Annotated in this window: 26 protein-coding genes; 20 read left to right on the top strand and 6 right to left on the bottom strand. The window is 72.5% G+C overall.

What is annotated here, in order from left to right:
• Positions 1-55: 55 nt before the first annotated feature.
• The 15 genes from F9C41_RS22070 to F9C41_RS22000 all read left to right on the top strand — a co-directional run bounded on the left by F9C41_RS22070 (position 56) and on the right by F9C41_RS22000 (position 12,433).
• Complete coding sequence (locus tag F9C41_RS22070; protein ID WP_155388721.1) at positions 56-1,276, top strand: LCP family protein; 1,221 nt, start codon at positions 56-58, stop codon at positions 1,274-1,276.
• A gap of 16 nt (positions 1,277-1,292) precedes the next feature.
• Positions 1,293-1,628: a rhodanese-like domain-containing protein gene (locus F9C41_RS22065; RefSeq protein WP_155388720.1), complete on the top strand. Its 336-nt coding sequence runs from the start codon at positions 1,293-1,295 to the stop codon at positions 1,626-1,628.
• Positions 1,629-1,693: 65 nt separating this feature from the next.
• Complete coding sequence (locus F9C41_RS22060) at positions 1,694-2,467, top strand: glycerophosphodiester phosphodiesterase (RefSeq protein WP_230689892.1); 774 nt, start codon at positions 1,694-1,696, stop codon at positions 2,465-2,467.
• Positions 2,468-2,527: 60 nt separating this feature from the next.
• Positions 2,528-3,751 carry a sensor histidine kinase gene (locus tag F9C41_RS22055; protein WP_230689859.1) on the top strand — a complete coding sequence of 408 codons (1,224 nt, stop codon included), beginning with the start codon at positions 2,528-2,530 and terminating at the stop codon, positions 3,749-3,751.
• Complete coding sequence (locus tag F9C41_RS22050; RefSeq protein WP_196279887.1) at positions 3,748-4,164, top strand: ATP-binding protein; 417 nt, start codon at positions 3,748-3,750, stop codon at positions 4,162-4,164. Before F9C41_RS22055 ends, F9C41_RS22050 begins: the two co-directional genes overlap by 4 nt.
• A 33-nt stretch (positions 4,165-4,197) precedes the next feature.
• Positions 4,198-5,076: a DUF5926 family protein gene (locus F9C41_RS22045; protein ID WP_155388718.1), complete on the top strand. Its 879-nt coding sequence runs from the start codon at positions 4,198-4,200 to the stop codon at positions 5,074-5,076.
• A gap of 281 nt (positions 5,077-5,357) precedes the next feature.
• Entirely contained in the window at positions 5,358-6,092 is a 735-nt protein-coding gene (locus F9C41_RS22040; RefSeq protein ID WP_230689858.1) for a hypothetical protein, read from the top strand.
• Between the two features lie 11 nt (positions 6,093-6,103).
• Positions 6,104-6,532, top strand: coding sequence for a transcriptional regulator (locus F9C41_RS22035; RefSeq protein ID WP_120317685.1), 429 nt, complete (start codon positions 6,104-6,106; stop codon positions 6,530-6,532).
• A 37-nt stretch (positions 6,533-6,569) separates the two neighbouring features.
• Complete coding sequence (locus F9C41_RS22030) at positions 6,570-7,085, top strand: hypothetical protein (protein ID WP_155388717.1); 516 nt, start codon at positions 6,570-6,572, stop codon at positions 7,083-7,085.
• Between the two features lie 191 nt (positions 7,086-7,276).
• The gene (gene pheA / locus F9C41_RS22025; RefSeq protein ID WP_155388716.1) at positions 7,277-8,233 is read left to right on the top strand and encodes a prephenate dehydratase; all 957 of its coding nucleotides are present in this window, start codon (positions 7,277-7,279) and stop codon (positions 8,231-8,233) included.
• Positions 8,234-8,236: 3 nt separating this feature from the next.
• Positions 8,237-8,590 (top strand): metallopeptidase family protein, encoded by a 354-nt coding sequence (locus tag F9C41_RS22020; RefSeq protein WP_155388715.1) that lies wholly within the window; start codon positions 8,237-8,239, stop codon positions 8,588-8,590.
• 136 nt (positions 8,591-8,726) lie between these two features.
• Positions 8,727-9,464 (top strand): AIM24 family protein, encoded by a 738-nt coding sequence (locus F9C41_RS22015; RefSeq protein WP_155388714.1) that lies wholly within the window; start codon positions 8,727-8,729, stop codon positions 9,462-9,464.
• Between the two features lie 80 nt (positions 9,465-9,544).
• Positions 9,545-10,213, top strand: coding sequence for a hypothetical protein (locus F9C41_RS22010; RefSeq protein WP_155388713.1), 669 nt, complete (start codon positions 9,545-9,547; stop codon positions 10,211-10,213).
• A gap of 37 nt (positions 10,214-10,250) precedes the next feature.
• Positions 10,251-11,522, top strand: a complete 1,272-nt coding sequence (gene serS, locus F9C41_RS22005; protein WP_155388712.1) for a serine--tRNA ligase — start codon at positions 10,251-10,253, stop codon at positions 11,520-11,522.
• Positions 11,523-11,608: 86 nt separating this feature from the next.
• Entirely contained in the window at positions 11,609-12,433 is an 825-nt protein-coding gene (locus F9C41_RS22000; RefSeq protein ID WP_155388814.1) for an HAD family hydrolase, read from the top strand.
• A 125-nt stretch (positions 12,434-12,558) separates the two neighbouring features.
• Here F9C41_RS22000 and F9C41_RS21995 read toward each other — a convergent pair whose 3' ends face one another.
• Positions 12,559-13,089, bottom strand: coding sequence for a bacterial proteasome activator family protein (locus tag F9C41_RS21995; RefSeq protein WP_407924721.1), 531 nt, complete (start codon positions 13,087-13,089; stop codon positions 12,559-12,561).
• Positions 13,090-13,285: 196 nt separating this feature from the next.
• On the opposite strand from F9C41_RS21995, the gene F9C41_RS21990 reads away from it, so the two are divergent.
• From F9C41_RS21990 to F9C41_RS21980, 3 genes are all read left to right on the top strand, one after another.
• The gene (locus F9C41_RS21990) at positions 13,286-14,482 is read left to right on the top strand and encodes an ABC transporter substrate-binding protein (RefSeq protein ID WP_196279886.1); all 1,197 of its coding nucleotides are present in this window, start codon (positions 13,286-13,288) and stop codon (positions 14,480-14,482) included.
• On the top strand, positions 14,482-14,913 hold the full coding sequence (locus F9C41_RS21985; RefSeq protein WP_120317676.1) for an Lrp/AsnC family transcriptional regulator: 432 nt from the start codon (positions 14,482-14,484) through the stop codon (positions 14,911-14,913). Before F9C41_RS21990 ends, F9C41_RS21985 begins: the two co-directional genes overlap by 1 nt.
• 78 nt (positions 14,914-14,991) lie before the next feature.
• Positions 14,992-16,812 carry a beta-propeller domain-containing protein gene (locus tag F9C41_RS21980; RefSeq protein WP_230689856.1) on the top strand — a complete coding sequence of 607 codons (1,821 nt, stop codon included), beginning with the start codon at positions 14,992-14,994 and terminating at the stop codon, positions 16,810-16,812.
• An 82-nt stretch (positions 16,813-16,894) separates the two neighbouring features.
• On the opposite strand, the gene F9C41_RS21975 is transcribed toward F9C41_RS21980, so the two are convergent.
• From F9C41_RS21975 to mobA, 3 genes are all read right to left on the bottom strand, one after another.
• Positions 16,895-17,923 (bottom strand): T3SS (YopN, CesT) and YbjN peptide-binding chaperone 1, encoded by a 1,029-nt coding sequence (locus F9C41_RS21975; RefSeq protein WP_155388709.1) that lies wholly within the window; start codon positions 17,921-17,923, stop codon positions 16,895-16,897.
• A gap of 202 nt (positions 17,924-18,125) precedes the next feature.
• Complete coding sequence (locus F9C41_RS21970) at positions 18,126-18,371, bottom strand: DUF6457 domain-containing protein (protein ID WP_155388708.1); 246 nt, start codon at positions 18,369-18,371, stop codon at positions 18,126-18,128.
• 27 nt (positions 18,372-18,398) lie between these two features.
• Complete coding sequence (mobA, locus tag F9C41_RS21965) at positions 18,399-19,016, bottom strand: molybdenum cofactor guanylyltransferase (RefSeq protein ID WP_155388812.1); 618 nt, start codon at positions 19,014-19,016, stop codon at positions 18,399-18,401.
• Between the two features lie 114 nt (positions 19,017-19,130).
• On the opposite strand from mobA, the gene F9C41_RS21960 reads away from it, so the two are divergent.
• Both F9C41_RS21960 and F9C41_RS21955 read left to right on the top strand, forming a co-directional pair.
• Positions 19,131-20,183, top strand: a complete 1,053-nt coding sequence (locus F9C41_RS21960; protein ID WP_155388707.1) for a DUF4192 domain-containing protein — start codon at positions 19,131-19,133, stop codon at positions 20,181-20,183.
• A gap of 95 nt (positions 20,184-20,278) precedes the next feature.
• Positions 20,279-21,172, top strand: coding sequence for a fructosamine kinase family protein (locus F9C41_RS21955; RefSeq protein WP_155388706.1), 894 nt, complete (start codon positions 20,279-20,281; stop codon positions 21,170-21,172).
• Between the two features lie 72 nt (positions 21,173-21,244).
• Here the strand turns inward: F9C41_RS21955 and F9C41_RS21950 are convergent, their stop codons facing one another.
• Both F9C41_RS21950 and F9C41_RS21945 read right to left on the bottom strand, forming a co-directional pair.
• A complete protein-coding gene (locus F9C41_RS21950) occupies positions 21,245-23,917 on the bottom strand; it encodes a polynucleotide kinase-phosphatase (RefSeq protein ID WP_155388705.1) in 2,673 nt (890 codons plus the stop codon).
• The gene (locus tag F9C41_RS21945; protein ID WP_155388704.1) at positions 23,914-25,320 is read right to left on the bottom strand and encodes a 3' terminal RNA ribose 2'-O-methyltransferase Hen1; all 1,407 of its coding nucleotides are present in this window, start codon (positions 25,318-25,320) and stop codon (positions 23,914-23,916) included. Before F9C41_RS21945 ends, F9C41_RS21950 begins: the two co-directional genes overlap by 4 nt.
• Between the last annotated feature and the right edge of the window lie 40 nt (positions 25,321-25,360).

Genomic DNA, 25,360 nt, shown 5'->3' with positions numbered 1-25,360 from the left:
GGAGTGAGCGGTCCATACGCTGAGAGTGAGGATTTCTCGCTCCCGGGGAGGCGGCATGGCCAGCTCCGTGTGGCGGTCCGGCGGCGGCGGGAGGGATTCGGCCCGAGTCACCGGCGTCGGCTGGCCTTCCCCCACGGCGGCCGCACCCGGGCACGCCTCGCCCCGATCCGGACTCGGCTGGCCGGAGACCGCGCGCGAGCGCCGCAACACCCACCGCGCCGCCCGGACGCTTCGCACGACGACCCCGCCGGTCCCACCGCGCCGCAGCACCCGGCGCTGGCCGAAGGCGCTGGCCGCGATCCTGGTCGGCCTGGTGCTGCTGGCCGGCGGCGGGCTGATCGCCGGGCAGGCACTGGTCCACCGGTACGAGTCGAGCATCAGCCGCGACGTGCTGCTCGATCCGAGCGCCCGGGACACCGGCGACGCGTACGTGGGCTGGCGCCGCCTCAGCGGCCCGCTGAACTACCTGCTCATCGGCTCCGACCTGCGCTCGGCCAACCCGGACGCGGGGCAGCGCTCGGACACCATCCTCGTCGTCCAGGTGGACCGCGAGCTCAACCACGCCTACGTCATCTCGATCCCGCGCGACCTGCGAGTGGAGATCCCCGCGTTCGGCGGCACCGCGTTCGGTGGGGCACAGCAGCGCATCAACGCGGCGTTCGAGTTCGGCGGGGGCGGCAGCGGCGGGGTGCAGCTGCTGTCGGCCACCCTGACCCAGCTCACCGGGATGCGCTTCGACGGTGCCGCGGTCGTCGACTTCGGCGGGTTCACCCAGGTCATCGACGGTCTTGGCGGGGTGAACATGTGCGTCGACACCGAGCTGCGGTCGATCCACACCAAACGCCTGTTCACCGTCGGCTGCCGCCAGATGAACGGTGCGGAGGCGCTGGACTACTCGCGGCAGCGCTACGGCCTGCCCGGCGGCGACTTCGACCGGCAGCGCCACCAGCAGCAGCTGGTCAAGGCGATCCTGAGCAAGGCGCTGGACAGCGGGGTCACCCGCAATCCGGTCAAGCTGGACCAGTTCATCCGCAGCATCGGGCACTCGCTCACCCTCGACACCGGCCAGGCCACGCTGACCGATCTGATCGTGGCGCTGCGCAACATCAGGCCCGACTCGCTCACCGGGATCCGCGTGCCGTCCTACGTGCAGAGCATCGGCGGGGTGTCGTACGTGCTGCTGCAGGACGGGGCAGCGGACCTGTTCCGCGCCATGCGCGACGCCGACCTGGCCACCTGGGTGCAGCAGCATCCGGAATGGGTCAACTCGATCTGACCTCTACACTTGCAGCGTGTTCGCTGCGCAGATCCCCACCGCCACCGTCGCCGAAGTGCCCGCCGACGCCTTCCTGCTCGACGTCCGCGAGGACGACGAGTGGGCCGCCGGCCACGCGCCCGAGGCTGTCCACCTGCCCATGATGCAGATCCCGGCCCGGATGTCCGAGGTGCCGCAGGACCGGGAGGTCTTCGTGATCTGCCGGGTGGGCGGCCGCTCCGGGCAGGTCGTGTCATACCTGCGCCAGCAGGGCTGGGACAACGTCACCAACGTCGACGGCGGCATGATGGGCTGGGCCGCCGCGGGCCGCCCGGTGGTCGCCGGCGAGGGCCTACCGCCGCAGATCATCTAGTCGTGCGCGAACGACCCGTCCCACCCGGTGACCACGTCGCCGGGCAGCGATTCGAGGAGAAGGCGTTGAGCCGCACCCCCGACCCGTCCCCGCTGGTGTTCGCCCACCGGGGCTCGTCGGCCGCCCTGCCCGAGCACACGCTCGGGGCGTACGCCCGTGCGCTGCGCGAGGGCGCCGACGGCGTCGAATGCGACGTGCGCCTGACCCGGGACGGGCACCTGGTCTGCGTGCACGACCGGCGGTTGGACCGGGTCAGTGACGGGCGTGGGCCGGTGGCCGCGTACACGCTGGCCCAGCTGCGTTCCTTCGACTTCGGGTCCTGGCACGCCAGCGGGCAGCCGGCCGGCGTGCTGACGCTGGAGGAGCTGCTCGACACGGCGCGCCGGGCCGGGCGGCCGGTGCGCCTGCTGATCGAGACCAAGCACCCCAACCGGTACGGCAAGGCGGTGGAGTACCGGCTGCGGGCGGTGCTGAACCGGCACGGCCTGACCAGCACCTCCCCCGATACGCCGGTGCGGGTGACGGTCATGTCGTTCTCGCCGCTGGCGGTGCGCCGTTCTCGCGAGCTGCTGCCCGGGCTGCCCACGGTGCAGCTGATGGACCTGCTGCCGCCGGGGCTGCGGATCCGGCGGCTGCCGTTCGGCACCCGCATCGCGGGCCCCGGCCTGGAGCTGGTGCGCCGGCGGCCGGACCTGGTGCGGCGGCTGAAGGCGGGCGGCCAGCAGGTGTACGTGTGGACCGTGAACGCCACGGACGACGTGGACCTGCTGCTCAAGCTCGGGGTCGACGGCATCATCACGGACCGCCCGGCGGAGGTGCTGGCACACCTCGGTCGTTGAATCATCACCGATCGGTCACAGCGCTGGCGCGGATCGGCTCCGGCAGGCAGGATCCTGCATGTGGAGGTGGCGTACCGCGAGCTGACGCTGGGCATCGCCGCGCTCTTCAACGACCCGGTGACCGGCCGTGGCGGCCTGCCGGCCCTCGACCGCCTGCTGCACATCGGCCAGTACGCGCTGGGCGTGCCCGGCATGGCCCTGTCCGAACTGCACGACTCCGGCGGCGCGGGCCGGGTCATCGCCGCCACCGGCAGCGCCGACTGGGCGCTGGGCCGCCCGGTCCAGCCTGAGGTGGTGGCCGCCGTCCTGCGCCCCGGCCCGGCGACCTACCGGGTGGAACTGGGCGCCATCGACGACGCGGCCTCCGACCAGCTGGTGTCGCTGGGCAGCCGGTGGATCCTGCTGCACCGGATCGACCTCGACGGGCGCACGCCCGCCATGCTGGGCGCGTTCATGCCGGACGACCGGCCGGCCGGCCCCGACCAGCTCGCGGTGATGGCCCTGCTCGGGGCGACCGTGGGCCGCCTCTACAGCGAGCGGGCCGGGCTGCCGGTGCAGCACGCCGGGGACGATCTGGCCGACCGCGAGCTGTTCATCGCCGTCACCAGCCACGAGCTGCGCACCCCGGTCACCGTCATCAAGGGGTACGCGGACACGCTGCGCGACCATTGGAGCCAGCTCGACGAGAAGGCCCGCCGCGAGGCGGCCCGGGTGATCGGCCAGCGCAGCGACGAGCTGGCCCGCCTGGTCGACCGGTTGCTGGCGGCGAGCACCGACACCGCGGTCGGCACCCTGTCGCCCGGCCCGTTCGACCTCGTCGAAGCGCTTCGCCACGCGGCGGCGAACCTGCCTGCCGACCTGCGCCGCCGGTTCCGGCTGGAGCTGCCGGAGCGGCTGCCGCTGGCCTACGGGGACCGCGCCACCATCCCGAACGTGCTCACCGAGCTGGCCACCAACGCCGACAAGTACTCCGCCCGCGAGCAGACCGTGGTGCTGACCGCCGGCAACGACCGGCGCACGGTGTTCTTCCAGGTACTCGATCGGGGGATAGGGATCGCCCCCGAACAGGTTCACCAGGTGTTCGAGCGGTTCTGGCAGGCGGACAGTGGCGACGGACGGCGGTACGGTGGTGCCGGTCTGGGTCTTTATCTCGTCCGAAAGACTATTGAACGACAAAACGGATGGGTGTCCTTACGTCCCCGGGATGGGGGAGGTACGGTCGCAGAGGTACGGCTGCCGCGAGGTGACGTGAAGAGGGATGCGCACGCATCCGGGGAGGCATGATCGTGTCGATGGCTGTCGCTGAGCGAGCCTGGTGCGTGGTGGTCCCCCACCACGCGCGCGGCGCGCAGCAGGCGCGACACCGCCTCGCCGCCGCCCTCGCCGGAGCCGTCACGCCGTCCCTGCTCGCCGACGTCGTCTCGGTCGCCGCGGAGCTGGTCGGCAATGCCGTGCGCCACGCCGAGCCGCTGCCGGGCGGGGTGGTCCGACTCGCCTGGCGACTGCGTACCGTCGAATCCAAGCAGGTCATCGAGGTCCGCGTGACCGACGGCGGGGCGCAGCAGCTACCCCGCCCCCGCACGGCGGGAGCCGAGGATCCCGACGGCCGGGGCCTCACCATCGTCGATGCGCTCGCCGTCCGGTGGGGTGTCGAGCGGGACGGTCTCGGGCAGAGCGTCTGGGCGGAACTAAGCTGACCGGTGATCCGACGCCGAGCTTAGGAACGGTCGATGAGTAAGAAGAATCGCCTCGAGAAGAAGCAGCAGCCCAAGCAGCCGAAGGTGCGTGACGTCTTCGTGGCCCGCCCGTTCGCGGGCCTGGCCGCCGAGACCGAGCTGGTGGCGCTGCGCGAGCTGGTGCCCGCGGCGACCGCCCCGCTCACCCTGGCGCCGGAATACGTCGAGAAGTACGGCGACCGGCAGGTCACGCTGGCCACCATCCTGCCGATGGCCTGGCCCGCGCTGACCAAGACGGACGGCCGCATCGTGCTCGGCCTGCAGCGGCACGAGCGCTCCGGCGACGTGAACCGCGACCTGGCCGTGGCGCTGTTGTCCGCGCTCGAGGGCGAGCCCGGTGCGCCGGTGAACGTGCCCCCGCTGCCCGGTGAGGGTCCGCGCCTGGCGGACCTGCTCGTCGACGCGCCGCTGGAGGTCACGGTGCACGACGGCTTCGACTTCTGGCTCGACGCGGATCAGGAGCGCGACGCCGAGGTGTCCGCGTCGCTGGACGCCGCCAACGCCTCGGTCTACCCGACCGTCCGGATGGCGGCCGCGCCGGCCGCGTACTGGTGCCGGGTGCCGGAGAAGTCGCACGTGCGCTGGGTGCTGCCCGACAGCGAGGACGTGGCGCTGAACGCGCTGGCCCGGCTCAGCGCGGCGGGCGAGCTGAAGCTGACCGAGGAGACGAAGTTCGCCGGCATGTTCCGGGCGCACGGTCTGCTCGTCCCGGTGTGGGACCTGCCGTCGGCGCCCGAGGCCGGGGCCTGGGAGGAGTCGCTGGCCGCGGTCGCGGCGCGGTATGCCACGGCGAAGGGCGTCGACTCCCCGCTCACGCCGGACCAGCGCCGCGCGCGGCAGGGCCTGCTCGGTCGCCAGCTCACCCTGCGCTGACCTGCCCTTTCACGTACGTTTCGACCGCCCGTGCTGCTCCGGCGGCACGGGCGGAGCCGTGTCCCACGATGTGCTCACCGAACGTCGGGCGGGCACGTGAAAATCTCGTCGGCGCGTGGACGGCGGACCCGCCGCATGAGCCCCAGGGAATGAAGCTGAATCGGACATTCACCCATTCATTCGTGCTGAGTGCCAGATTTGTCCCCTGACACATCGACGAACGAACACGTACGGTAAGGGACACCTAACTCAATGCGTGTCGTTCCACCCGGAGGCACACCATGACCGTCTATCCCGATCGTGCGCCCTTCCTGCGCCCGACCTTCGGACGCTCCCCGAGCCTGCCGGTGCCGTCAGGACCAGACACCGCCCCGCCGCCCGCCTCCCCGGTGGACTGGGCCCGCCGTCGCCGCGCCGACCGCGCCGTGCGGCGCATGTCGGCCGCAGAGGACCGCGCGGTGCACCGCCTCGGCCGCGACTGGCACGTCATCGAGTGGCCGCACGCCCTGCTCACCAGCCAGGCACAGGCCGCCGGCACGGCCAAGCCGCAACCCTCCGCGGCCGGCTTCCTCGCCATCGGCCCGGGTGGCATCTTCAGCGTCTGCATCGCGCAGCACGGCCGCAGCCGCGTGCTCATCGCCGGTGACGTCGTGCAGATCAGCGGCCGCCGCCCGCCGTACATCTCGCAGGCCAGGCGGGACGCCAAGCGCGCCGCCAAGGCCATCTCCGCCGCGGTCGGCCAGGACATCAAGGTCTTCGCCGTGCTCGCCTTCGTCGGGAGTGGACCGATCAGCGTCAACGGCCTGCCCAAGGAGTGCATCGTCACCTCGTATCGCGAGCTCGACAAGGTGCTCGACTCCACCGGCCGGCGGATCACCGGCACGACCGCCGAGAAGCTGTCGCAGGTGGCCCGCAACCCCGCGATCTGGGTCAATCAGCCATACGCCGCGGGCAGCGGTTACACCTGGCATCCGGAGGGTGCGACCCCCGGTGACAAGGGCACTGCGCGCGGGTAACGTGAGCAGCGATGACCCACATCGAGCTCTCCCTCTCCCCGTTGGAGCCGATCGCCGTCGACCCGCTGCACAGCTGGTCGGTCCCGGTTTCCTCGGCCGAGGAGTCGTGTTTGGTCATCGACGCCGACGGTGTCATCGTCGCCGCCTCCACGCCCTGGGTCCGGCTGCTCTCGGTGGAGCGCCCCAGTGAGCTGGCCGGCCACCACGTGCTCAACGTGCTGTGCCTGATCGACTTCACCGCCGCCGGTAACGAGCTGGGAGAAGCAGAGCGCGAGCAGATCCCCCCACTGCTCGCGCTCACCTCCAAGCGGCCCGCGCGAGGCCTGCTGCGGGTGCGTGCGCCGCAGGGCGCGCCCAGCCGCACCCTCGACGCCGTGGCCACGCCGTTGTGGCAGGGCGGCCAGGTCGTCGGCTCCCTCAGCTTCTTCGCCGCGGTATGACCGCGGGTACGGCCGACGCGCGCTAGTCTCGTTGCCCATGCCCCTGCGTCCAACCCGTCCGTCCGACCCGGCCCTGCCGCTCGCCACCGCGTGCCTGGTCGGAGTGGCTCTGCTCAGTGGCTGCGGGGTGCCGCCCGAGCTGCAGCCCAAGCCCGGCGGCACCGTGCCGCAGCCGTCCGTGTCACCCAGTGCGGTGACCCTGCCGCCGAGCTTCAGCCTGCCGCCCTCGGCCCCGCCGAGCAGCCCCGGCCCCTTCCCCGAACTGACCGTCACCGACTGCCAGGGCCGCCCCTCCGGCGAACAGGTCATCGCCGCCGTACGCCGCAAGTCGTCGGTCCTGCCCGGCTCGGGCACGATCACCGTGACCAGGCCCCCCGTCTGCGCCGGAACCTGGCAGTACACCGAGCTCACCGTGCCCGGCCGCGAGCCGCTGCAGGTCGTCACCAAGGGCGCGCCCACGGCGCTCGACCTGGTCACCGCGGGCACCGACATCTGCACGGTCGAGGTGCGCAACTTCGCCCCGCCCGGCATCCGCATCGCCGCCGGCTGCTGAGCGACGCAGCCTGCGGAAAAGACGCAGCCTGAGAAAAAGGGCCGCGACCACAACGCATTCGGCCGCCGACCGCACCCGCCAGGAGCGGAAGTTCGCGCAGCGAACGAGCGACCGGCGGGTAAGGGAGGCTTCCAAGGCCGAATGCCGTGGCCGCGGAGGCGGCCACCAACAACTCAGCTTAGGCTGATCTCATGCCTGGAGTCCCGCCCACCCGCTTCGTCTACCTCGGCCCGGAAAGCACCTTCGCCGAGCAGGCGCTGCTCACCATCCCGGCAGCCGAGCGGGGGATCCGGACGCCGGCCCGCAGCGTCCCCGAGGCGCTGGAGGCCGTACGGGCGGGTGATGCCGACTCGGCACTCGTGCCGTGGGAGAACTCGATCGGCGGCGCGGTCGGCGTGACCCTGGACGAGCTCGTCGACGGCGATCCGCTGGTGATCACCCGCGAGGTGGTCATCCCGGTGGAGTTCGTGCTCGCCGCCCGGTCGGCCACCGCGCTGGCCGACGTACGGTCGATCGCGGCGCATCCGCAGGCGTCCACCCAGTGCCGCGGCTGGCTGCGGGCGTACGCGCCGGACGCGACGGTGGTCGACGTGCTGTCGAACGGAGCCGCGGCGGCCGGGGTGGCCGCGGGCGACTTCGACGCCGCGATCTGCGCGCCGATCGCCATCCAGCGGTTCGGCCTGCGCCGGCTCGCCGACAAGATCGCCGACCACCCGGACGCCGCGACGCGCTTCGTGCTGTTGTCGCGGCCGGGCACGCCACCGGAGCCGACCGGCAACGACCTCACCTCGCTCGCCGTGTGGATCTCCCACGACCGGGTCGGGGCGCTGCTGGCGGTCCTCACCGAGCTGGCCGTCCGCGGGGTGAACCTGACCCGGATCGAATCCCGTCCCACCGGCGAGCGGCTCGGCCGCTACGTCTTCTTCCTCGACTGCACCGGCCACGTCGCCGAGGCGCGGGTCGGCGAGGCGCTGCAGGGCCTGCGGCGGATCTGCGCCGGGGTGCGCTTCCTCGGCTCGTACCCCCGGGCGGGCATGCCGGGCGCGGCGCCGGAGCGGCCGGTGCCGCCGCCGGCCGGACTGTCCGACCCGGACTACACCGACGCCGCCGCCTGGCTGGGCCGGCTGCGCCGGGGCGAGCTGTCCTGACCCATGCCGGTCGAGATGAGCCGGGAACGCTTCGAGGAGCTGGTCTCCGACGCCCTCGACGAGGTCCCGCAGGAGCTGCTCAACCTGATGCGCAACGTCGTCATCCTGGTGGAGGACGAGTCGCCGCCCGGCGAGCCCGAGCTGCTCGGCCTGTACGAGGGCCACGCGCTCACCGCTCGCGGTTGGGACTACGCCGGGGTGCTGCCCGACCGGATCACCATCTACCGCCACCCGATCCTGCGCATCTGCGACACCGACGACGACGTCGTCGAGGAGGTGGCGGTAACCGTGGTGCACGAGATCGCGCACCACTTCGGCATCGACGACCACCGCCTGCACGACCTCGGCTGGGGTTGACGGTCCGGGTAGCCCGTGGTTTCCCGGATCTTCACCCTGACCTTTGCCGATGAGTCACCAACACGACGTTCTTTCTTGTGCTGGTCAACTACGCTCGGTGCGTTTCTCCGCCCCCGTTTCTATGGAGGATGACGACATGCAGAGCGCACTCTTCGCTGCTGAGAACCTGGAGAAGGAGTCCACGACTCCCGGTCTGACGCTGCAGAACTCGAAGATGCTGAAGATCGAGCTTAACGGCGAGGTCATGGCGCGCACCGGCGCGATGGTTGCCTACCAGGGCCAGGTGCAGTTCCAGGCGCTCGGTTCCGGAGGCGCGGCCAAGTGGCTCAAGAGCAAGATCACCGGTGAGGGCGTGCCGCTGATGAAGCTGTCCGGCCGTGGTGACGTGTTCCTGGCCGACCGGGCCGCGGACGTGCACCTGATCGACCTCGGTCCCGGCGACGCCCTCAGCGTCAACGGCACCAACGTGCTGGCCTTCGAGTCGACGCTGAACTACGACATCAAGATGGTCCAGGGCATGGGCATGTTCTCCGCGGCCGGCCTGTTCAACTGCGTCTTCTCGGGCCAGGGCCGGATCGCGATCACCACCAAGGGCACCCCGGTCGTGCTGACCGTGGACGCGCCCACCTACGCCGACCCCCAGGCGGCGATCTGCTGGTCGGCCAACCTGCAGACCGGCTACCACCGTGCCGAGCAGCTGGGCATCGGCACGCTGCTGGGCCGCAGCACGGGTGAGGCCTTCACCATGAGCTTCCAGGGCCAGGGCTTCGTCGTGGTGCAGCCGTCCGAGGAGCCCCCGGCGGGCATCGCGGGCGGCACCGGCGGCGGCCAGCAGCAGCAGGGCGGCCTGCTGGGCGGCCTGCTCGGCCAGTGAGCCGGCGGACGGGTTCGTGACGGCAGGCTCCTCCTTCGGGAGGGGCCTGCCTTTTCATCTGTCCGTGGCATGATGCGCCCATGTCCGAGGAACTCGATGTGTTGGAGTTCGGCCCGGCCACGGCTGCTCCGGTGACCCGCCGCCGCCCCGGCTGGCGTGCGATGACGACAGACACCCGGTTGACCACAGGCCTCGTCGTGCTCGGCGGCGCGGCGGCGGTCGCATCCCTGGTGGGCGAGTGGCAGGTCATCGACACCACCCGGTCCGGCGACGAGTATTTCGCCAGCATTCCGTACGTGACCAGCTCGGTCTGGTCGGCGACCGGCGGCACGCCCTACCTGGGCGGGCTGATGCTGCTCGGCGGGGCGGCCGCGGTGGCGCTGTTCGGCCCGGTCGCGGCGCGGGCGACCGCGCGGGTGGCCGCGCTCGGCACCTCGGCCGTGCTGGTCATGGTGCTCGCGGCAACGGCGAGCGTGCTGAGCTCGACCAGCGAACTGCCACGCGCCTTCGGCGGGTTCATGAACTCCGAGCTGCTGTCGCGCTTCAGTTCCAGCCCCGGACGCGGTATGTGGGCGGCGCTCGCCGCAGTGGCTCTGCTGGGGCTCGCCATGCTGTCCGCGCACCGGCGCGAGCCCGAGCCGCCGGTCGGCCGCCACGCCGCGGTCGAGGACGCCGAGCCCGACGACGACGGGTCGGGCGACATCGAATTGACGGTCACCACCGCCGCGCCGTTCTTACGGCAATACTGACGCGAAGCTCCGAACGCGGGCCGGTACGCTTTTCGACGTGATTGATCTGCGTCTGCTCCGCGAGGACCCCGAGACCGTACGAGCCAGCCAGCGCCTGCGCGGCGACTCGGTCGACTCCGTCGACGACCTGCTGCGCGCCGACGAGGCGAGGCGGTCCGCAGTGGCGTCCTTCGAGGCGCTGCGGGGCGAGCAGAAGCAGCTCGGCAAGCAGATGCCGAAGGCCGTCGGTGACGAGAAGGCCGCGCTGCTGGCCCGCACCAAGGACCTCGCCGCTGAGGTGAAGGCGGCCGAGGCCGCGGTCAACGAGGCCGAGCAGGTGCTGCGGGCCGCGCAGTTCGCCATCGCGAACGTGGTGCAGGACGGCGCGCCCGGCGGCGGCGAGGACGACTACGTCGTGCTGCGCGAGGTCGGCGACCGTCCGGTCTTCGACAACCCGCGTGACCACCTGGCCCTGGGTGAGCTGCTCGGCGCCATCGACACCGAGCGCGGCGCGAAGGTGTCGGGTGCCCGCTTCTACTACATGACCGGGGTCGGCGCGCTGCTGCAGCTCGGCCTGCTGCAGATGGGCCTCTGGCAGTCGGTGGAGGCCGGGTTCACCCCGATGATCCCGCCGGTGCTGGTCAAGCCGGAGTCGATGGAGGGCACCGGTTTCCTCGGCTCGCACGCGGCCGAGGTCTACCACCTGCCCGCCGACGACCTCTACCTGGTCGGCACGAGCGAGGTGCCGCTGGCGGCGTACCACAAGGACGAGATCCTGAACCTGGCCGCCGGGCCGCAGCGCTACGCCGGCTGGTCGAGCTGCTTCCGCCGGGAGGCGGGCTCGTACGGCAAGGACACCCGCGGCATCATCCGGGTGCACCAGTTCGACAAGGTCGAGATGTTCTCGTACTGCGACCCGGCGGAGGCCGCCGAGGAGCACCTGCGCCTGCTGGCGTGGGAGGAGGAGATGCTCGGCAAACTGGAGCTGGCGTACCGGGTGATCGACGTGGCTGCGGGCGACCTCGGCTCGTCGGCGGCGCGCAAGTTCGACTGCGAGGCCTGGCTGCCCACCCAGAACCGGTACATGGAGGTCACCTCGACCTCGAACTGCACCACGTTCCAGGCGCGCCGCCTGAACACCCGCTTCCGCGACGCCGACGGCCGCACCCAGACCGCCGCGACGCTCAACGGCACGCTGGCCACCACGCGCATGCTCGTGGCGCTCCTGGAGCAGCACCAGCAGCCGGACGGCTCGGTGCGGGTGCCCAAGGCGCTGCAGCCGTTCGTGGGCGGCCGCGACGTGCTGGAGCCCGTCAAGGCAGGGTCCTGAACGGCGTGCCCGACCACGGGGGATCGGGGCACGTCGAGGTGCCGGCACGCGACACGGCCGGCTGGGCCCGGTTGCGCAGCGACGGGCTGCGGCCGCGCGGGCTGCCGAAGCTGGTCGCCACCGACCTGGACGGCACCGTCGTCCGGTCGGACGAGACCGTCAGCGGGTTCACCCACGCCGTCTTCGACCGGGTGCGCGCGGCCGGGGTGCCCATCGTGGGCGCCACCGGCCGCGGCCCTCGGCTGGAGGAGCTGAGCCGGATCGACCTGCCGCACGCGGACCTGCTGGTGCTGGGCGGCGGCGGGCGGGTGCTGGACCTGCGCGATCCGTCCGCGCCGCGGGTGCTGCGCGACGCGCGGCTGCCCGGACCGGTCGTCGCCGGGCTGGTCGAGGCGCTGGAGAACCGGCTCGGGCCGGTGAAGCTGCTGGTCGAGGTGCTGGACGCGCAGCGGGCGCCGCTGTGGGGCGACGCCGTCGACGACTGGCCGTACCCGGACGACCTGAAGTTCCGGCCGCGCGAGGAATCACTCTGCTACGACGTGATCAAGGCGTTCGTGAAGACCGACGACACGGACGCCGACACGCTGCTGCGTACGGCACGGAGTCTGGTCGCGCCCGAGGTGGCCGCGTTCACCCACTCCGGCCTGGGCTGGGTGGAGGTGACCCCGCCCGGCGTCGACAAGGCGACCGGGCTGGCCGTGGTCGCCGCCGAACTGGGCATCGACCCCGCCGACGTGCTGGTCTTCGGCGACATGCCGAACGACATCCCGATGTTCGAGTGGGCCGGCCACCGGGTGGCCGTGGCCAACGCCCACCCGGAGGTGCTGGCCCTGGCCGACGAGGTCACCCTCTCCAACGACCGTGACGGTGTCGCCGTCTACCTCGACGATCTCCTCAAACGCACGGCCTGACCCCACCGGCCGGGTCCCGGCCGGTTCCGGCCGCGAATCTTGAAGGGTCGCGCCTTTCGACGGATGGCGAAGGCGCAGGTCTTCAAGATTCGCGACATACGGCCGGCCGGGTGTGGCCGGTGGGGTCAGAGGTACTGACCGGTGCTGGTGGACTTGCCGGGCTCGGCGTGGGTGCCGGGCGGCAGGGCGGGCATGTTGCGCATGTGCTCGAGCTGCATGCGGGCGGCCATCTGCTGGGCCACCAGGGCCGCCTGGATGCCGTGGAAGAGGCCCTCCAGCCAGCCGACCAGCTGCGCCTGCGCGATGCGCAGCTCGGACTCCGACGGAGTCGCGCCCTCGGTGAAGTCGACGGAGATGCGCTCCAGCTCGTCACGCAGCTCGGGGGAGAGTCCGTCCTCCAACTCGACGATCGAGCGCCGGTGTATCTCCACCAGGCGCTGGCGGCCGGCTTCGTCGAGCGGTGCTGCGCGTACCTCCTCCAGCAGCTGTTTGATCATGCTGCCGATACGCATGACCTTGGCTGGTTGCTCGATGAGGTGGCTTGGATCCTCCTCGCGCCCGGTGGCGCCGTCAGGGTTGACCTCGACCGTGCCGATGGGTTGTCCGTCCGGACCGACGACCACGACACTCTTCTCCTCGGGATGCTGCTGGCTCACCGCGACCTCCTCAGCGTCGAACCCACCCATCCTAGATCCCGAGACACAGGCCTATGTTGATCATTGACGGGAGTGCCGGGACACGGTAGAACGCCACAGTGGGTCATAAGACCGCGCGCCCACAGCTTTGGCGTCACCCCCCAACGGCCGTGCCACCGGTACGCGCGTCCGGCCGAATGTCACTCTGGAGGACACATTGGACGGCCTTGACCGTCGCAGACTGCTCGGTCTGCTGACCGGCGTCGGCGTTGCGGGCGTGACCGGCGGCCTCGCGGGCTGCTCGAGCGCTGGCACGCCCAGCGAGCGCAGCGGCGTCAGCATCGGTCTCCTCGTCCCCGCCACCGGAGCGAACAAGGAGGTCGGCGCCGACCTGGAGCTGGGCTTCAAGCTCTACCTCGACCTGCACGACGGCAAGCTCGGCGGCCGCACGGTGCGCATCGAGGTGGAGGACGAGGGCGAGAGCACCAAGTCGGGTGCCGCGGCACTGGAGAACCTGTACAAGGCCCAGGTGCTCGCCGTGGTCGGCGTCGCCAACCCGGATCTGCTGCCCTTCATCCGCGACCGGGTCGAGGAGGCGAAGGTGCCGCTGCTGGCCGCGCACGCCTCGCCGGCCGAGATGCCCAGCGCCCCGTACATCTGGCGCACCTCCTACCTCACCGACGAGCCGGCTCTCGCCATCGCGCACTACCTGCGCCGCCGCCTCGGCAACGGCAGCGAAAGGGTCAGCCTCATCACCGTGCCCGGAACGGCCGGCGCGGAGCTGATGCTCGGCTTCACCAGCGTCTACGGCAGCGGCTCGCAGGACGTCATCACGGTGAAGAGCGGCATCAAGCCGACCACCGGCGACTACGCGCAGTACGCGGGGCAGATCGCGGAGAAGCACCCCGCGGCGATCTTCTGCAATCTGCCGAGCTCGCACATCGTCAAGTTCATGGACGCACTCAGCCAGGCCGGGCTCAAGCCGGGCCGTGACGTCGAGCTCTACGCCCCCGGCTCGATCGCCGAGGGCGGCGCGCTCGACGAGCTCACCGACGGCGCCCGCGGGCTCTTCACCGCGATGCACTACTCGGCCGACCTCAACAACCTGGCCAACCACACTTTCTCGTCCTTGTTCCAGGCCAAGTTCCAGCGCTCCCCCACGGCGTTCGCGGTCGCCGCGTACGACGCCGCGGCGGTGCTCGACCAGGCGCTGACGCTGGCCGGCGACGGCACGCTCAGCGCGCCGAAGGTCAACACGCTGCTGTCGAACGTCGGCCAGGTGATCAGCCCCCGCGGCAACTGGCAGTTCAACCAGCAGCGTTCCCCGCAGCAGAAGTGGTACCTGCGCAAGGTCGAGAAGGACGGCCCCATCCTGTCGAACGTGCTGATCAGCGACCTCGCTACCCTCGGGTAGTGCAGTTGGACGACGTTGACCAGCGAATTATCTCCGCGCTCCTGAGCGACGCGCGCACCACGTATGCCGAGATCGGCATGGTGGTGTCGCTGTCAGCGCCCGCCGTCAAGCGACGGGTGGACCGGCTGCGCTCCGGCGGGGTGATCAAGGGCTTCACCGCCGTGGTGGACCCGGCGGCGGTGGGTGGCGGCACGGAGGCCTTCGTCGAGCTGTTCTGCACCGGGCGCACCACGCCCGCGCAGATCACTCAGGCCACCCGCCGCCACCCCGAGGTGGTCGGGGCGTACACCGTCTCCGGCGAGGCCGACGCGCTGGTGCACCTGCGCGCGGCCGACATCTCCCACCTGGAGCAGGCGCTGGAACGGCTCCGCGCGGAGCCCTTCATCACCAGCACCCGGAGCATGATCGTCCTGTCCCGCCTGGTCGACTGACCTCGTCCGGGCGGGCCGGACGGTGCTGCTTCGCCCCAGACGGGAGCCGACCGCTCGATGCCTGCGTCGAAGACGGGCATGAGACGAAGCGTGCTCTGCCTGCTCACCACGTTGTCCCTGGCCGGCTGCACGGCCGGCGGCGGCGCGATCGCGGACCGCCCCGTTCCTGGACCCGCGCCGCAACTGCGCCTGGTGTCGTACGACTCCTGCGACGACCTGCTGGCGTCGGTGCGCGAGGCGGCCAAGCGCGTGGTGACCTCCTGGGGCCTGCCCGGCAGCAGCTGGGGGATGCGCGAGCAGTCCGCCCGGCCGGCCACAGGGGACGCCGCGCGGACGGGTGGGGACGGCGCCGCCAAGTCCTACTCCGGCACCAACACGCACGAGGCGGGAGTCGACGAGCCGGACATCGTGAAGACCGACGGCCGGCGCATCGTGACCGTGCTCGGCGACACGCTGCGGGTCATCGACGCGACGAGCCGCCGGGCGACCGGGTCGCTGCACCTCGGCTACGGCATGCACCAGCTCTTCCTGCAAGGTGATCGCGCGCTCGTGCTCACCGCCACGCAGGGGATGACCTACGGCGGCATCGCGGACGCCCGGATGCCCATGCGCGGCGGGCCGTCGTCGACCCGGCTCCGGCTGGTCGAGCTGACCGGCGAGCCCCGATTCACCGGCCAGTACGAGATCGGCGCCCAGCTGACCGACGCCCGGCTCGCCGACGGCACCGCCCGCGTGGTGGTGACCTCCCACCCGATGATCGACTTCACCTGGCTGGAGAAGGGGACCGAGGCGGACCGCATCGCCGCCAACCAGAAGGTCATCGACAGCACGCCGCTGGAGCGGTGGCTGCCCGCGTACACCGCCGACGGGACCGGCGGGCGGCTCGACTGCGGGCAGGTCAGCAGGCCGGCCGAGTTCAGCGGGACCTCGCTGGTGACGGTGCTCAGCTTCGACCTGAACCGCGCGGCGCTGGGCGACGGCCTGCCGGCCGCGGTGCTCGCCGACGCCCGCACCGTGTACGGCACCGGCGGCCGCCTGTACCTCGCCCACGACGAGGGCTGGAAGGGCGAGCAGGCGAGGGACCGCACCGAGCTGTACCTGTTCGACGTCTCCGGACCGCGCCCGGTCTTCGCCGCCTCCGGGAGCGTGCCGGGCTGGCTGCTCAACCAGTACTCGCTGAGCGAGCACGACGGCGTGCTGCGGGTGGCCACCACCACCGGCCAGCAGTGGCAGCGGCCGCGGGAGCAGACCAGCGAGTCCGCGGTGTACACGCTGCGCCGCAACGGCGGGCAGCTCCAGCCGCTGGGCAAGCTCGGCGGCCTGGGCAAGGGGGAGCGGATCTACGCCGTGCGCTTCCTCGGCTCCACCGGATACGTGGTCACGTTCCGCCAGACCGACCCGCTCTACGCGATCGACCTGCGCGACCCGGCCCGCCCGGTGCTCGCCGGGGAGCTGAAGATCCCGGGATACAGCAGCTACCTGCACCCCGTCGCCGACGGCCGGCTCATCGGGGTGGGCCAGGACGCGACCGGCCAGGGCCGGGTGACCGGGCTGCAGGTGTCGCTGTTCGACGTCGGCGGCGCGGACCCGAAGCGGCTCGACCAGGAGAAGATCCCACACGGCTGGAGCGAGGCGGAGTACGACCCGCACGCGTTCCTCTACTGGCCGGCGACCGGGCTGCTCGTGGTCCCGTACGCCGCGTACGACAAGCAGGAGCGCACCGGCGCCCTGCTGTTCCGGGTGGGCTCCGGCTCGCTGGAGAAGGCCGGCGAGGTGAATCCCGGCGGCTACCCGCGCCGCAGCCTCGTCATCGACGACACGCTCTGGGTCGTGTCGGACACCGCGGCCGTGGCCACCACCCTGTCCGGCACCGCCGAACTGGCCCGGGTCGCCCTCTGACCCGGGCGCTCCGAAGCACGACGATCCTGGGCGGATCGCGGGTCACCCCCGCGGTCCGCCCAGGATCGTCAGATCAGGCTGGTCAGAGGTACTGGCCGATGCGGGCTTCGGGGATGTTGCCGGCGGGCTTGTCGCCCTCGCCGAAGAAGCGCTTGCCGCCGAACTCGCCGTGCAGGCGGTCGTCCAGCTCGTCGGCCAGACCCGTCATCACCTGGATCGCCAGGGCCAGATGGCTGGCCTGGAAGTCGCGACCGAACACCGGGATCGAGGCCCAGACCGTGCCGGCGGTGCAGTAGAGGCGGCCGATCGGCATGCGGTTGGTCAGCTCGGACAGCTTCACGAACAGCTTCTCGGTCGGCTCGATGTCGGTCAGCACCGGCGAGAACACGTCGATCAGCGGCGGGTTCTCGCGGACGCGTACGAACACCATGGCCGAACCGGCCCGGATGCCGATGTCACCGTCGCCGTCCACCTGCAGCTCGTCCGGGTCGGACTTGAGCATCGCGGAGACCACGATGCGCACCCGGTCGCCCAGCTCCAGCCCACTGGCGTCGAGCGAGTCGATCGAGGGCAGGAACGCGTCCACCGTCGACTCGTGCCGCGCGGTGCCCAGCGGCTCGATGGCGACCGGCTCCTCCTCGCGGTCGTGCGCCTCGTAGACCAGGAACGCGGGGTGCGGGGCGCCGTACACGTCGCGCAGCGTCCGCGTGATCACGTTCGCGAGCCCTTCGCCCGCTCCGGTCATGCCGAAGTTCTCCCGCGACCCGGCCATCACGCCGGGCGGCGACCAGCCCAGCGCGACCATCGCCGCGATCGCGGGCCGCTCCAGCCGGAACCCGTCCGGCAGGTTCGCGTTGCTGACCGCCCGCGCCTGCAGCGACCCGTCCTCCAGGCACTCCACGCTCACGCCGTACACGGCGGAGCCGGTGCCCGACGCGGTCGGGTCCAGAGCCAGTTCCAGTTCGCTGCCGACCGGTAGCGTCGGCAGGGCCGCGGCCAGCGATCTGGCGAACTCCCGCCACGCCTCGGCGACCTTGGCATGCAGGTCCGCAGTGGTGGGTTCGTCGAGCAGCCCGGCCTCCGCCAGGCCAGGGTTCGACAGTTCCGACATGGGTGCGCCTCCTCGTCGAACCTGGCTCATCCCGGCACGCCGTCGGACAAACCTGGGTCCTCTGTCACCGAGACACTACCGACCGGAAGCGCATTCGCGTAGTCGGCCTTTCGACCCTCCACATCCTTGCGCGACCTGTCCGCGTCGGCACCCCCGTACGGCCTGACCGCCTCGGCACACCCGGCAGCCGCGGTCGGCGGCGTCAGTCCGGATCGGCTGCGGCGAGGCGGTGGGCCAGGCCGGTCAGGCGAGCCGCCAGCTCCTGCGGGTCGCCACCGCGCCCGACCGCCAGCCCCAGCAGGTACGCGCCGACGGGCGCACCGGGCCGCACCGCGTGGTGCGCCACCTCCCGGGCCAGGTCCAACACCATCGTCACGTCCACGTCCGTGCGGGGCACGCCAAGCTCAACGCAGGCCGCCTCGGTGAACTCATGCAGGTCCACGCCCATGACTCCTCCTCGCCGCGCTCGTCGTCCTCACGACGGCGCATCCAGGTGGTCGGCTCGCCCAGGATCGCGCGCCGGACCGGCCCGCTCGTCCACGGCCTCCGCCTGCCGCAGCTCGTCCGGGGTGTCGCAGTCATACCACGGCGCGGGCCCACTGCCCGCCCACGGCACCTCGGCCACGTCGACCTGCGCCAGCAGCACCCGCATCGGAGCCCCGTGCGGCCGCGCGGGCAGGGCGGCGCGCAGCGCGCCCAGCCGCCACGCCGCGCACAGGTGCTGCCGGCGGCCGTCCGCGTCGGTGAACATCACCACATCCGCGTCCACCGCGAGCAGCGCCGCCACCGCGTCCCGGGTCAGGAAGGGGAGATCCGCGGCGACCACCAGCACCCGGCCGGTGTCGCCGGTCTCCGGCAGACCCGCCGCACCGGCGGCGACGGCCGCGACCGGCCCCCCGCCGGGCGGGTCCTCGCGGGTCAGCACGGCTCCGGGCGGCAACTCGGCGGCCAGCTCAGGCGGGCCGACGACCACCAGCGGGCTCGCCTCGGCGACCGCCGCGAGCACCCGGCGCAGCATCGGCACCCCACCGACGGGCAACAGCGGTTTGGCGACCCCGCCCATCCGGCGGGCAGCACCCCCGGCCAGCACCATCGCCGCGTACGAGATCATCTGCTCGCTCCCCGCCCTGTGGATGAACCGGCGTGTCATCCACAGGTTAGCGATCATCGCTGTCCTCGTCGCGCTGCGCCGGGGAGGCTCCCGCACATGACGACCGACTCCCCGACCTACACCCTCACCGAGCGCGCGGACCTGCTCGGCTACGTGCCCTACCTGCTCGGCTTCCACCCGGCGGACAGCGTGGTCGTGCTCGGCCTGACGGACCGGCGGATCGGCGTCGTCGCCCGCGCCGACCTCGGGCACCCCCACGCCGAGACGGCGCGCCGGCTCGGCCGGCTGCTGACCGCGGCGGGTCGGGGAGGACGAGCCGCGATCACCTCGGTGCTGCTCGTCGGCTACGGGCCCGACCCGGCGGCTGCCGACACGACGCGCGAAGTGGCGAACGCCCTCGACGCCCGGGGCTACCACGTGCGCGAGGTGCTGCTGCATGCCGGCGACCGCTACCACTGCCTGCAGTGCGACGACTGCACGCCGCCCGAGGGGGCCCCGTTCGACCTCAGCCGGACCGCCGCGGCCGCGATCGCCACGTATCAGGGACTGGTCGCGCAGCCCGACCGGGCCGCGGTCGAACATCTGGTCGAGCCCGTCGGCGGGCCGGCCGCGATCGCGATGGCGCAGGCCGTGGACCGCGCCGAGGAACGTCTCGACGCGCTGGTGCGCGACGGCGCCGCCGAGCCCCGCCGCGACGGTTCCGGCGGGTCGGGTGGTTCCAGCAGGGCAGGCGGTTCCGGCGGGGACGCGGCCGACGACAGGCTGGTGCGCGCCGGGAGGGCGGCGGTCGAGCATGCGCTGCGCGTCGCCGAGGCGGGTGGGCGGCTCGATGACGACCAGGCTGCCTGGCTCACCGTGCTCCTGCTCGACCTGCGCTGCCGGGATCATGCCTGGCAGCTGACCGACATCGAGCCCTGGCAGCTCGACCTCTGGTTGGACCTGACCCGGCGCGGCGAGCCCGCGCTGCTGGCCCCGATCGCCAGCCTGCTGGCCTGGTGCGCGTGGCGGTCCGGCAACGGGATGCTGGCCGGCGCGGCGTTGCGGCGGGCGCTGCTTGCCGACCCGGCGTACACCCTGGCGCACCTGCTCGGCGAGGCGCTCGACCAGGCCATACCGCCTGGAAGCGTCGGTCCCTGGCCCGCAAGGTAGGCCTCCTTTTCCCGGAAATCGTGGTCGTCAGCGCGATCGGGCGGCGAACGGCACGCCCGCGAAGCGGCACGCGGCCGACGGCTCAGAATGGGACCGTGGACCTGGCCTACCTGCGCGCGCATCCGCACCTGCTGCCGACCTTCCTGCACCATCAGCGGATCCGGGAGACGCCCGTCGACGGCGGCTCGATCTGCCACACCAGCAGGCTGACCTTCGACGACGGCGAGTCGATCTTCACCAAGTCGTGGCCCGAGGCGGGGGGGCGGGCACCGGACGGCTTCTTCGCCGCCGAGGCCAACGGCCTGCGCTGGCTCGCCGAGACCGGCACGGTCGCGGTGCCCGAGGTGCTGGTCGACACCCCGGACCTGCTCGGCATGGCATGGATCGAGCACGGGCAGCCGTCGGCCGCGGCGGCCGAGGAGTTCGGCCGGGCGCTGGCCGGGCTGCACCGTGCCGGGGCCACCGCGTTCGGCGCACCCTGGCCCGGGTTCCACGGCTCCGCCCCGATGGACAACACGCCGCACCCCGGCCCCTGGCACGAGTGGTACGGCGAGCGCAGGCTGGCCGCGTACCTGCGGCTGTCGGTGGACCGGGGCGCGCTGGAGCCGGCCGACACGGCCCGCGTCGAACGCGTCCTGGCCGGTCTCGACCGCGTCGGCGGCGACGAGCCGCCGGCCCGCATCCACGGCGACCTGTGGAGCGGCAACCTGCTCTGGGGTGCGGACGGCCGGTGCCGGGTGGTCGACCCGGCGGCGCACGGCGGCCACCGCGAGACCGACCTGGCCTACCTGCGGCTGTGGGGCGGCGCGCCGTTCGCGGACCGGATCCTCGCCGCGTACGCCGAAGCCTGGCCGCCCGCCGCGGGCTGGACCGACCGCGTCCCGCTGCACCAGCTCTCCATGTACCTGCTGCACACCGCCCTGTTCGGCGCGGCCTTCGCCCCCGGCGTCCGCGACACCACGTCGGCCTGCCTTCACCTGACCGCCTGACGTAGCGACAGTTTCGGGGAAACTGCTGCTTCGTTCTCTGCCGAAGCAGCAGTTTCCCCGAAATGACACGCGCTACAGGCGCGGGTCGGTGGGTTCGGATTCGCTGGCGAGGATGGCGAAGACGAGTTCGTGGACCCGCCAGAGGGGGCCGTCGCGGCCGACCGTGTCGAGGGCGGCCAGGCCCAGGCCGTGCTCGCGCAGGGCGAGGGCGCGCTTGCGGCCGAGCTTGCGCTGACGGAGCCGGGCCAGCTGCGCGGGCTCGGTGTACGACGGGCCGTAGATGATCCGCAGGTACTCGCGGCCGCGGCACTTCACCCCGGGCTGGACGAGGCCCTTCGCGCCGCGCACGGACAGGCCCGCGTACGGCTTGACCACCATGCCCTCGCCGCCGGAGCCGGTCAGCTCCAGCCACCAGTCCGTCGCCCGCGCCACCGCGTCCGCGAAGGCCGCGTCGGCGACCGCCGCCCCGGTCGCGACGGCCGGGTCGGCAGTGGACGCGTCCGCGGTGGACGGGTCGGCGGTGGACGGGTCGGGCGCGGTGGTCCGGTCCGCCGGGGCCGGCCGGGGTGGCAGGTCGAGGACCAGGCGGCGGGTCGGGGTGAAGGTGACCGGGTCGGCGGCGACCAGCCGGTCCGCGACGGACAGGTGCCAGCCGTGGTCGGCGTCGGCATACGCCTTGCCCTGCGCGGCCAGCACCGCGAACGGGGCCAGCGTGATCCCGGCGATCCCATCGGTCGGGGCGACGTAACGGCGGTAGGCGTCGGTGAACGCCTGCACGTCGCGCAGCGACCCGGCGAGCCGCTCCCGCTGGGCGGCCGTGTCGAGCCCGCGCGCCGCAGCCGCCGACAGCACGTCCAGGGCCGCGGGCAGCACGGCCCGGCCGGACGCGCCGACGGCGGCGTACTGGTGGATCAGCGTCTGCGCCTTGGCCGACCAGGGCAGCAGCTCGCAGTCGAGCAGCAGCCAGTCGGTGTCCAGCTCGGCCCACAGCCCCGCCGCGGTCACCGCGTCGCGCACCTTGGCCAGCAGCAGCTCGGTGCGCTCCGGGTCGAAGAAGGCCCGCCCGGTGCGCGTGTAGATCACACCGGTGCTGCCGTCGTCGACGAAGCGCTTGGCCGCCACCGACGCGTCCTTGCAGACCAGGACCACCGCGCGGGAGCCCATGTGCTTCTCCTCGCAGATCACCCGGGGCACGCCCGCGTGCCGCAGGTCGGCCAGCGCCTCGGCGGGATGCTCCAGGTATCCGTCCACGGCCGACGTCGACGACGGCGCCATGGTCGGCGGCAGCCACAGCAGCCAGCGCGGGTCGACCGCGAACCGGCTCATCACCTCCAGCGCCGCCGCGCTGTGCTCGGCGGGCACGGTGACGGTGCCGTGCAGGGTCTGCACGTGGCGGCGGCCGGTGACCTCGGACAGCCGCAGCGCGCCCGCGGCCCGGTCGGGCGGTGCGGCAGGGTGCAGCGGCCGGGCGGGCGCGTAGTGCTCCCGCTCCGCGTCGACCTCGACCAGCTCCCGCTCCGGGTAGCGCAGCGCGGTGAGCTTGCCGCCGAACACGCAGCCGGTGTCGAGGCAGATGGTGTTGTTGACCCACTCGGGCGTGACCGTCGGCGTGTGCCCGTAGACGACCATGGCGCGGCCTCGGTACTCCTGCGCCCACGGGTAGCGCACGGGCAGTCCGAACTCGTCGGTCTCGCCGGTGGTGTCGCCGTACATGGCGAAGGAGCGCACCCGGCCGGAGGCCCGGCCGTGGTAGGCCTCCTTGAGGCCCGCGTGCGCGACCACCAGCCGGCCGCCGTCGAGCACGTAGTGGCTGATCAGCCCGTCCAGGAAGGAGGCCAGCCCGTCGACCGGGTCGGTCTCCAGCTGCGCGACGGTCTCGGCGAGGCCGTGTGTGAGCTGCACCTTGCGCCCGCGCAGGTGGCGCAGCAGCTTGTTCTCGTGGTTGCCGGACACGCACAGCGCCCGGCCACCGGCGATCATGTTCATGACCAGGCGCAGCACGCCGGGGGAGTCCGGGCCACGGTCCACCAGGTCGCCGACGAACACCGCGGTACGCCCCTGCGGGTGGCTCGCGTCCACGGCCCGGCCGGTCTCGTCCCGGGTCAGCTCCCAGCCGAGCGCGGTGAGCAGCTGCTCCAGCTCGGCCCGGCAGCCGTGCACGTCACCGACCAGGTCGAAGGGACCGGTCAGCTCGGCGCGGTCGTTGAACAGCTTCTCGTAGCGCAGCTCGACGTCGGCGGGGTCTTTGACCACGTACACCTTGCGGAAGCCCTCGCGGGCCAGTTTGTTCAGCGAGTGCCGCAGGTCGCGGTGCTGGCGGCGGAGCACCTCCCGGCCGAACACGCGGTCGGGCCGGGCCTGCGTGCGCTCCCAGCAGACCGCCTCCGGGGTGTCGATGACCACGGCGACGGGCAGCACGTCATGGGCCTTGGCCACCTCGACCAGCGCGGCGCGGGCGTGCGACTGCACGTTGGTCGCGTCGACGACGGTGAGCCGCCCTGCCGCCAGGCGCTTGCCCGCGACCAGGTGCAGCACCTCGAAGGCATCCTTGGTGGCGGCCTGGTCGTTCTCGTCGTCGGCGAGCAGCCCGCGGAAGGCGTCGCTGGACAGCACCTGGGTCGGCAGGAAGTGCTCCCGGGCGAAGGTCGACTTGCCGGACCCGGAGATCCCGACGAGCACGACCAGGGCCAGCTCAGGCAGCGCGACCGTGGTGGTCCGGCCCTTCTCCTCGCTGCGCTCGCTCATGCGGGCACCTCCTCGGTGACAGTGCCGGTCTTCGTGAACAGGGCGAGCTGGGTCGGCGGGCCGACCTCCGGGTCCTCGTCGCCGACGCCACGCAGCGTGTACGTGTAGCCGTACTCGGCGGCGACCTGGTCGCACCAGGCCGTGAACTCGGCTCGCGTCCACTCGAAGCGGTGGTCGTCGTGGCGGTGGCCGCCCTCGGGCAGCGTCTCGTAGCGCACGTTGTACTCGACGTTCGGCGTGGTCACCACGACCGCGCCGGGCTTGGCGTCGCCGAACACCGCGGCGCACAGCGCGGGCAGCCGGGGCAGGTCGAGGTGCTCGATGACCTCCATCAGCACCGCGGCGTCGTAGCCGCGCAGCCGCTCGTCGACGTAGGTCAGCGCGGACTGGATCAGCTTGATCCGGGCCCGCTGCCGGTCGGGCAGCCGGTGCAGCCGCAGCCGCCGCTCGGCGATCTCCAGCACCTTCGGCGACACGTCCGCCCCGACGATCTCGGTGTACCGCTTCTCCCGGATCAGGTCGCCCAGCAGGGCACCCCCGCCGCAGCCCAGGTCGAGGACGCGGGTCGCCCCGGTCTCGGCCAGCGCGGCAAGCACGGCCGCGCGCCGGCGTACGTTCAAGGGCTTGGTCTTCTCGATCACCGGACCCTCGGCGACGGAATCGTCGGCGGGCGCCTCCTCCAGCGGCGCGAGCGCCGCGTCGGCCTGGGCGGCCAGGGCGCGGCTGTGCGCCAGGTAGCGCCGGATGATCAGCGGGCGCTCCGGGTGCCCGGCCAGCCAGCCCTCCCCGGCCCGCAGCAGCTTCTCGATCTCGTCGGGCGCCACCCAGTAGTGCTTGGCGTCGTCGAGCACCGGCAGCAGCACGTAGAGGTGGTTGAGTGCGTCGGCGAGGCGCAGCTCACCGTCGAGCGTCAGGTCGACGTACCGGCTGTCGCCCCACTCCGGGAATGCGGGGTCCAACGGCAGCACGTCGCCGCGCACGGTCCAGCCCAGCGGGCCGAACAGCCGCTCGGCCAGCTTCAACCCGCCCTTGGCACGCAGCGACGGGACCCGGATCGACAGCGGGATCGCGCTCGCGGCCAGCTCGGGCCGGTCCTTGGAGACACCCCGCGCCGCGGTGCGGAAGACCCGGTTCAGCGCGGCGGCCAGCAGGCTGGACGCGGCGTACGGGCGGTCGTTGACGTACTGGTTGAGCTGCTGCCCGTCGGCCCGGGTGTCGGCCAGCCGCTGCGGATCGATCTCCAGCAGCAGCGCGGCGGTGCACCGCTGCTCGCTCGCCTCCGGGTAGAGCACGGTGGCCGTGCCGTGGCTCAGCTCGAAGCTGTGCACGCGGTCGGGATGTTTGACGAGGAGGAAGCCGAGGTCGGTGGCCGGCGAGTGCGTGGTCGAGAGGGTCAGCAACACGGCGGCGATCCTGCCAGGTGGCGCTGGGCCGCGCATTCTG

Source organism: Catellatospora paridis (genome assembly GCF_009720365.1).
Classification (GTDB): Bacteria; Actinomycetota; Actinomycetes; order Mycobacteriales; family Micromonosporaceae; genus Catellatospora; species Catellatospora paridis.
This window is presented reverse-complemented; position numbering and strand designations above follow the sequence as displayed.

Bases quoted from the DNA above. Each gene is read 5' to 3' on its own strand.
- pheA (WP_155388716.1), top strand. From the start codon at position 7,277: ATGCCTGGAGTCCCGCCCACCCGCTTCGTCTACCTCGGCCCGGAAAGC.
- F9C41_RS21960 (WP_155388707.1), top strand. From the start codon at position 19,131: ATGACGACCGACTCCCCGACCTACACCCTCACCGAGCGCGCGGACCTG.
- F9C41_RS22020 (WP_155388715.1), top strand. From the start codon at position 8,237: ATGCCGGTCGAGATGAGCCGGGAACGCTTCGAGGAGCTGGTCTCCGAC.
- F9C41_RS22045 (WP_155388718.1), top strand. From the start codon at position 4,198: ATGAGTAAGAAGAATCGCCTCGAGAAGAAGCAGCAGCCCAAGCAGCCG.
- F9C41_RS21980 (WP_230689856.1), top strand. From the start codon at position 14,992: ATGAGACGAAGCGTGCTCTGCCTGCTCACCACGTTGTCCCTGGCCGGC.
- F9C41_RS22035 (WP_120317685.1), top strand. From the start codon at position 6,104: ATGACCCACATCGAGCTCTCCCTCTCCCCGTTGGAGCCGATCGCCGTC.
- F9C41_RS22050 (WP_196279887.1), top strand. From the start codon at position 3,748: ATGATCGTGTCGATGGCTGTCGCTGAGCGAGCCTGGTGCGTGGTGGTC.
- F9C41_RS22030 (WP_155388717.1), top strand. From the start codon at position 6,570: ATGCCCCTGCGTCCAACCCGTCCGTCCGACCCGGCCCTGCCGCTCGCC.
- F9C41_RS21950 (WP_155388705.1), bottom strand. From the start codon at position 23,917: ATGAGCGAGCGCAGCGAGGAGAAGGGCCGGACCACCACGGTCGCGCTG.
- mobA (WP_155388812.1), bottom strand. From the start codon at position 19,016: ATGGTGCTGGCCGGGGGTGCTGCCCGCCGGATGGGCGGGGTCGCCAAA.
- F9C41_RS21970 (WP_155388708.1), bottom strand. From the start codon at position 18,371: ATGGGCGTGGACCTGCATGAGTTCACCGAGGCGGCCTGCGTTGAGCTT.
- F9C41_RS22010 (WP_155388713.1), top strand. From the start codon at position 9,545: ATGTCCGAGGAACTCGATGTGTTGGAGTTCGGCCCGGCCACGGCTGCT.
- F9C41_RS22040 (WP_230689858.1), top strand. From the start codon at position 5,358: ATGACCGTCTATCCCGATCGTGCGCCCTTCCTGCGCCCGACCTTCGGA.
- F9C41_RS22015 (WP_155388714.1), top strand. From the start codon at position 8,727: ATGCAGAGCGCACTCTTCGCTGCTGAGAACCTGGAGAAGGAGTCCACG.
- F9C41_RS21975 (WP_155388709.1), bottom strand. From the start codon at position 17,923: ATGTCGGAACTGTCGAACCCTGGCCTGGCGGAGGCCGGGCTGCTCGAC.
- F9C41_RS22070 (WP_155388721.1), top strand. From the start codon at position 56: ATGGCCAGCTCCGTGTGGCGGTCCGGCGGCGGCGGGAGGGATTCGGCC.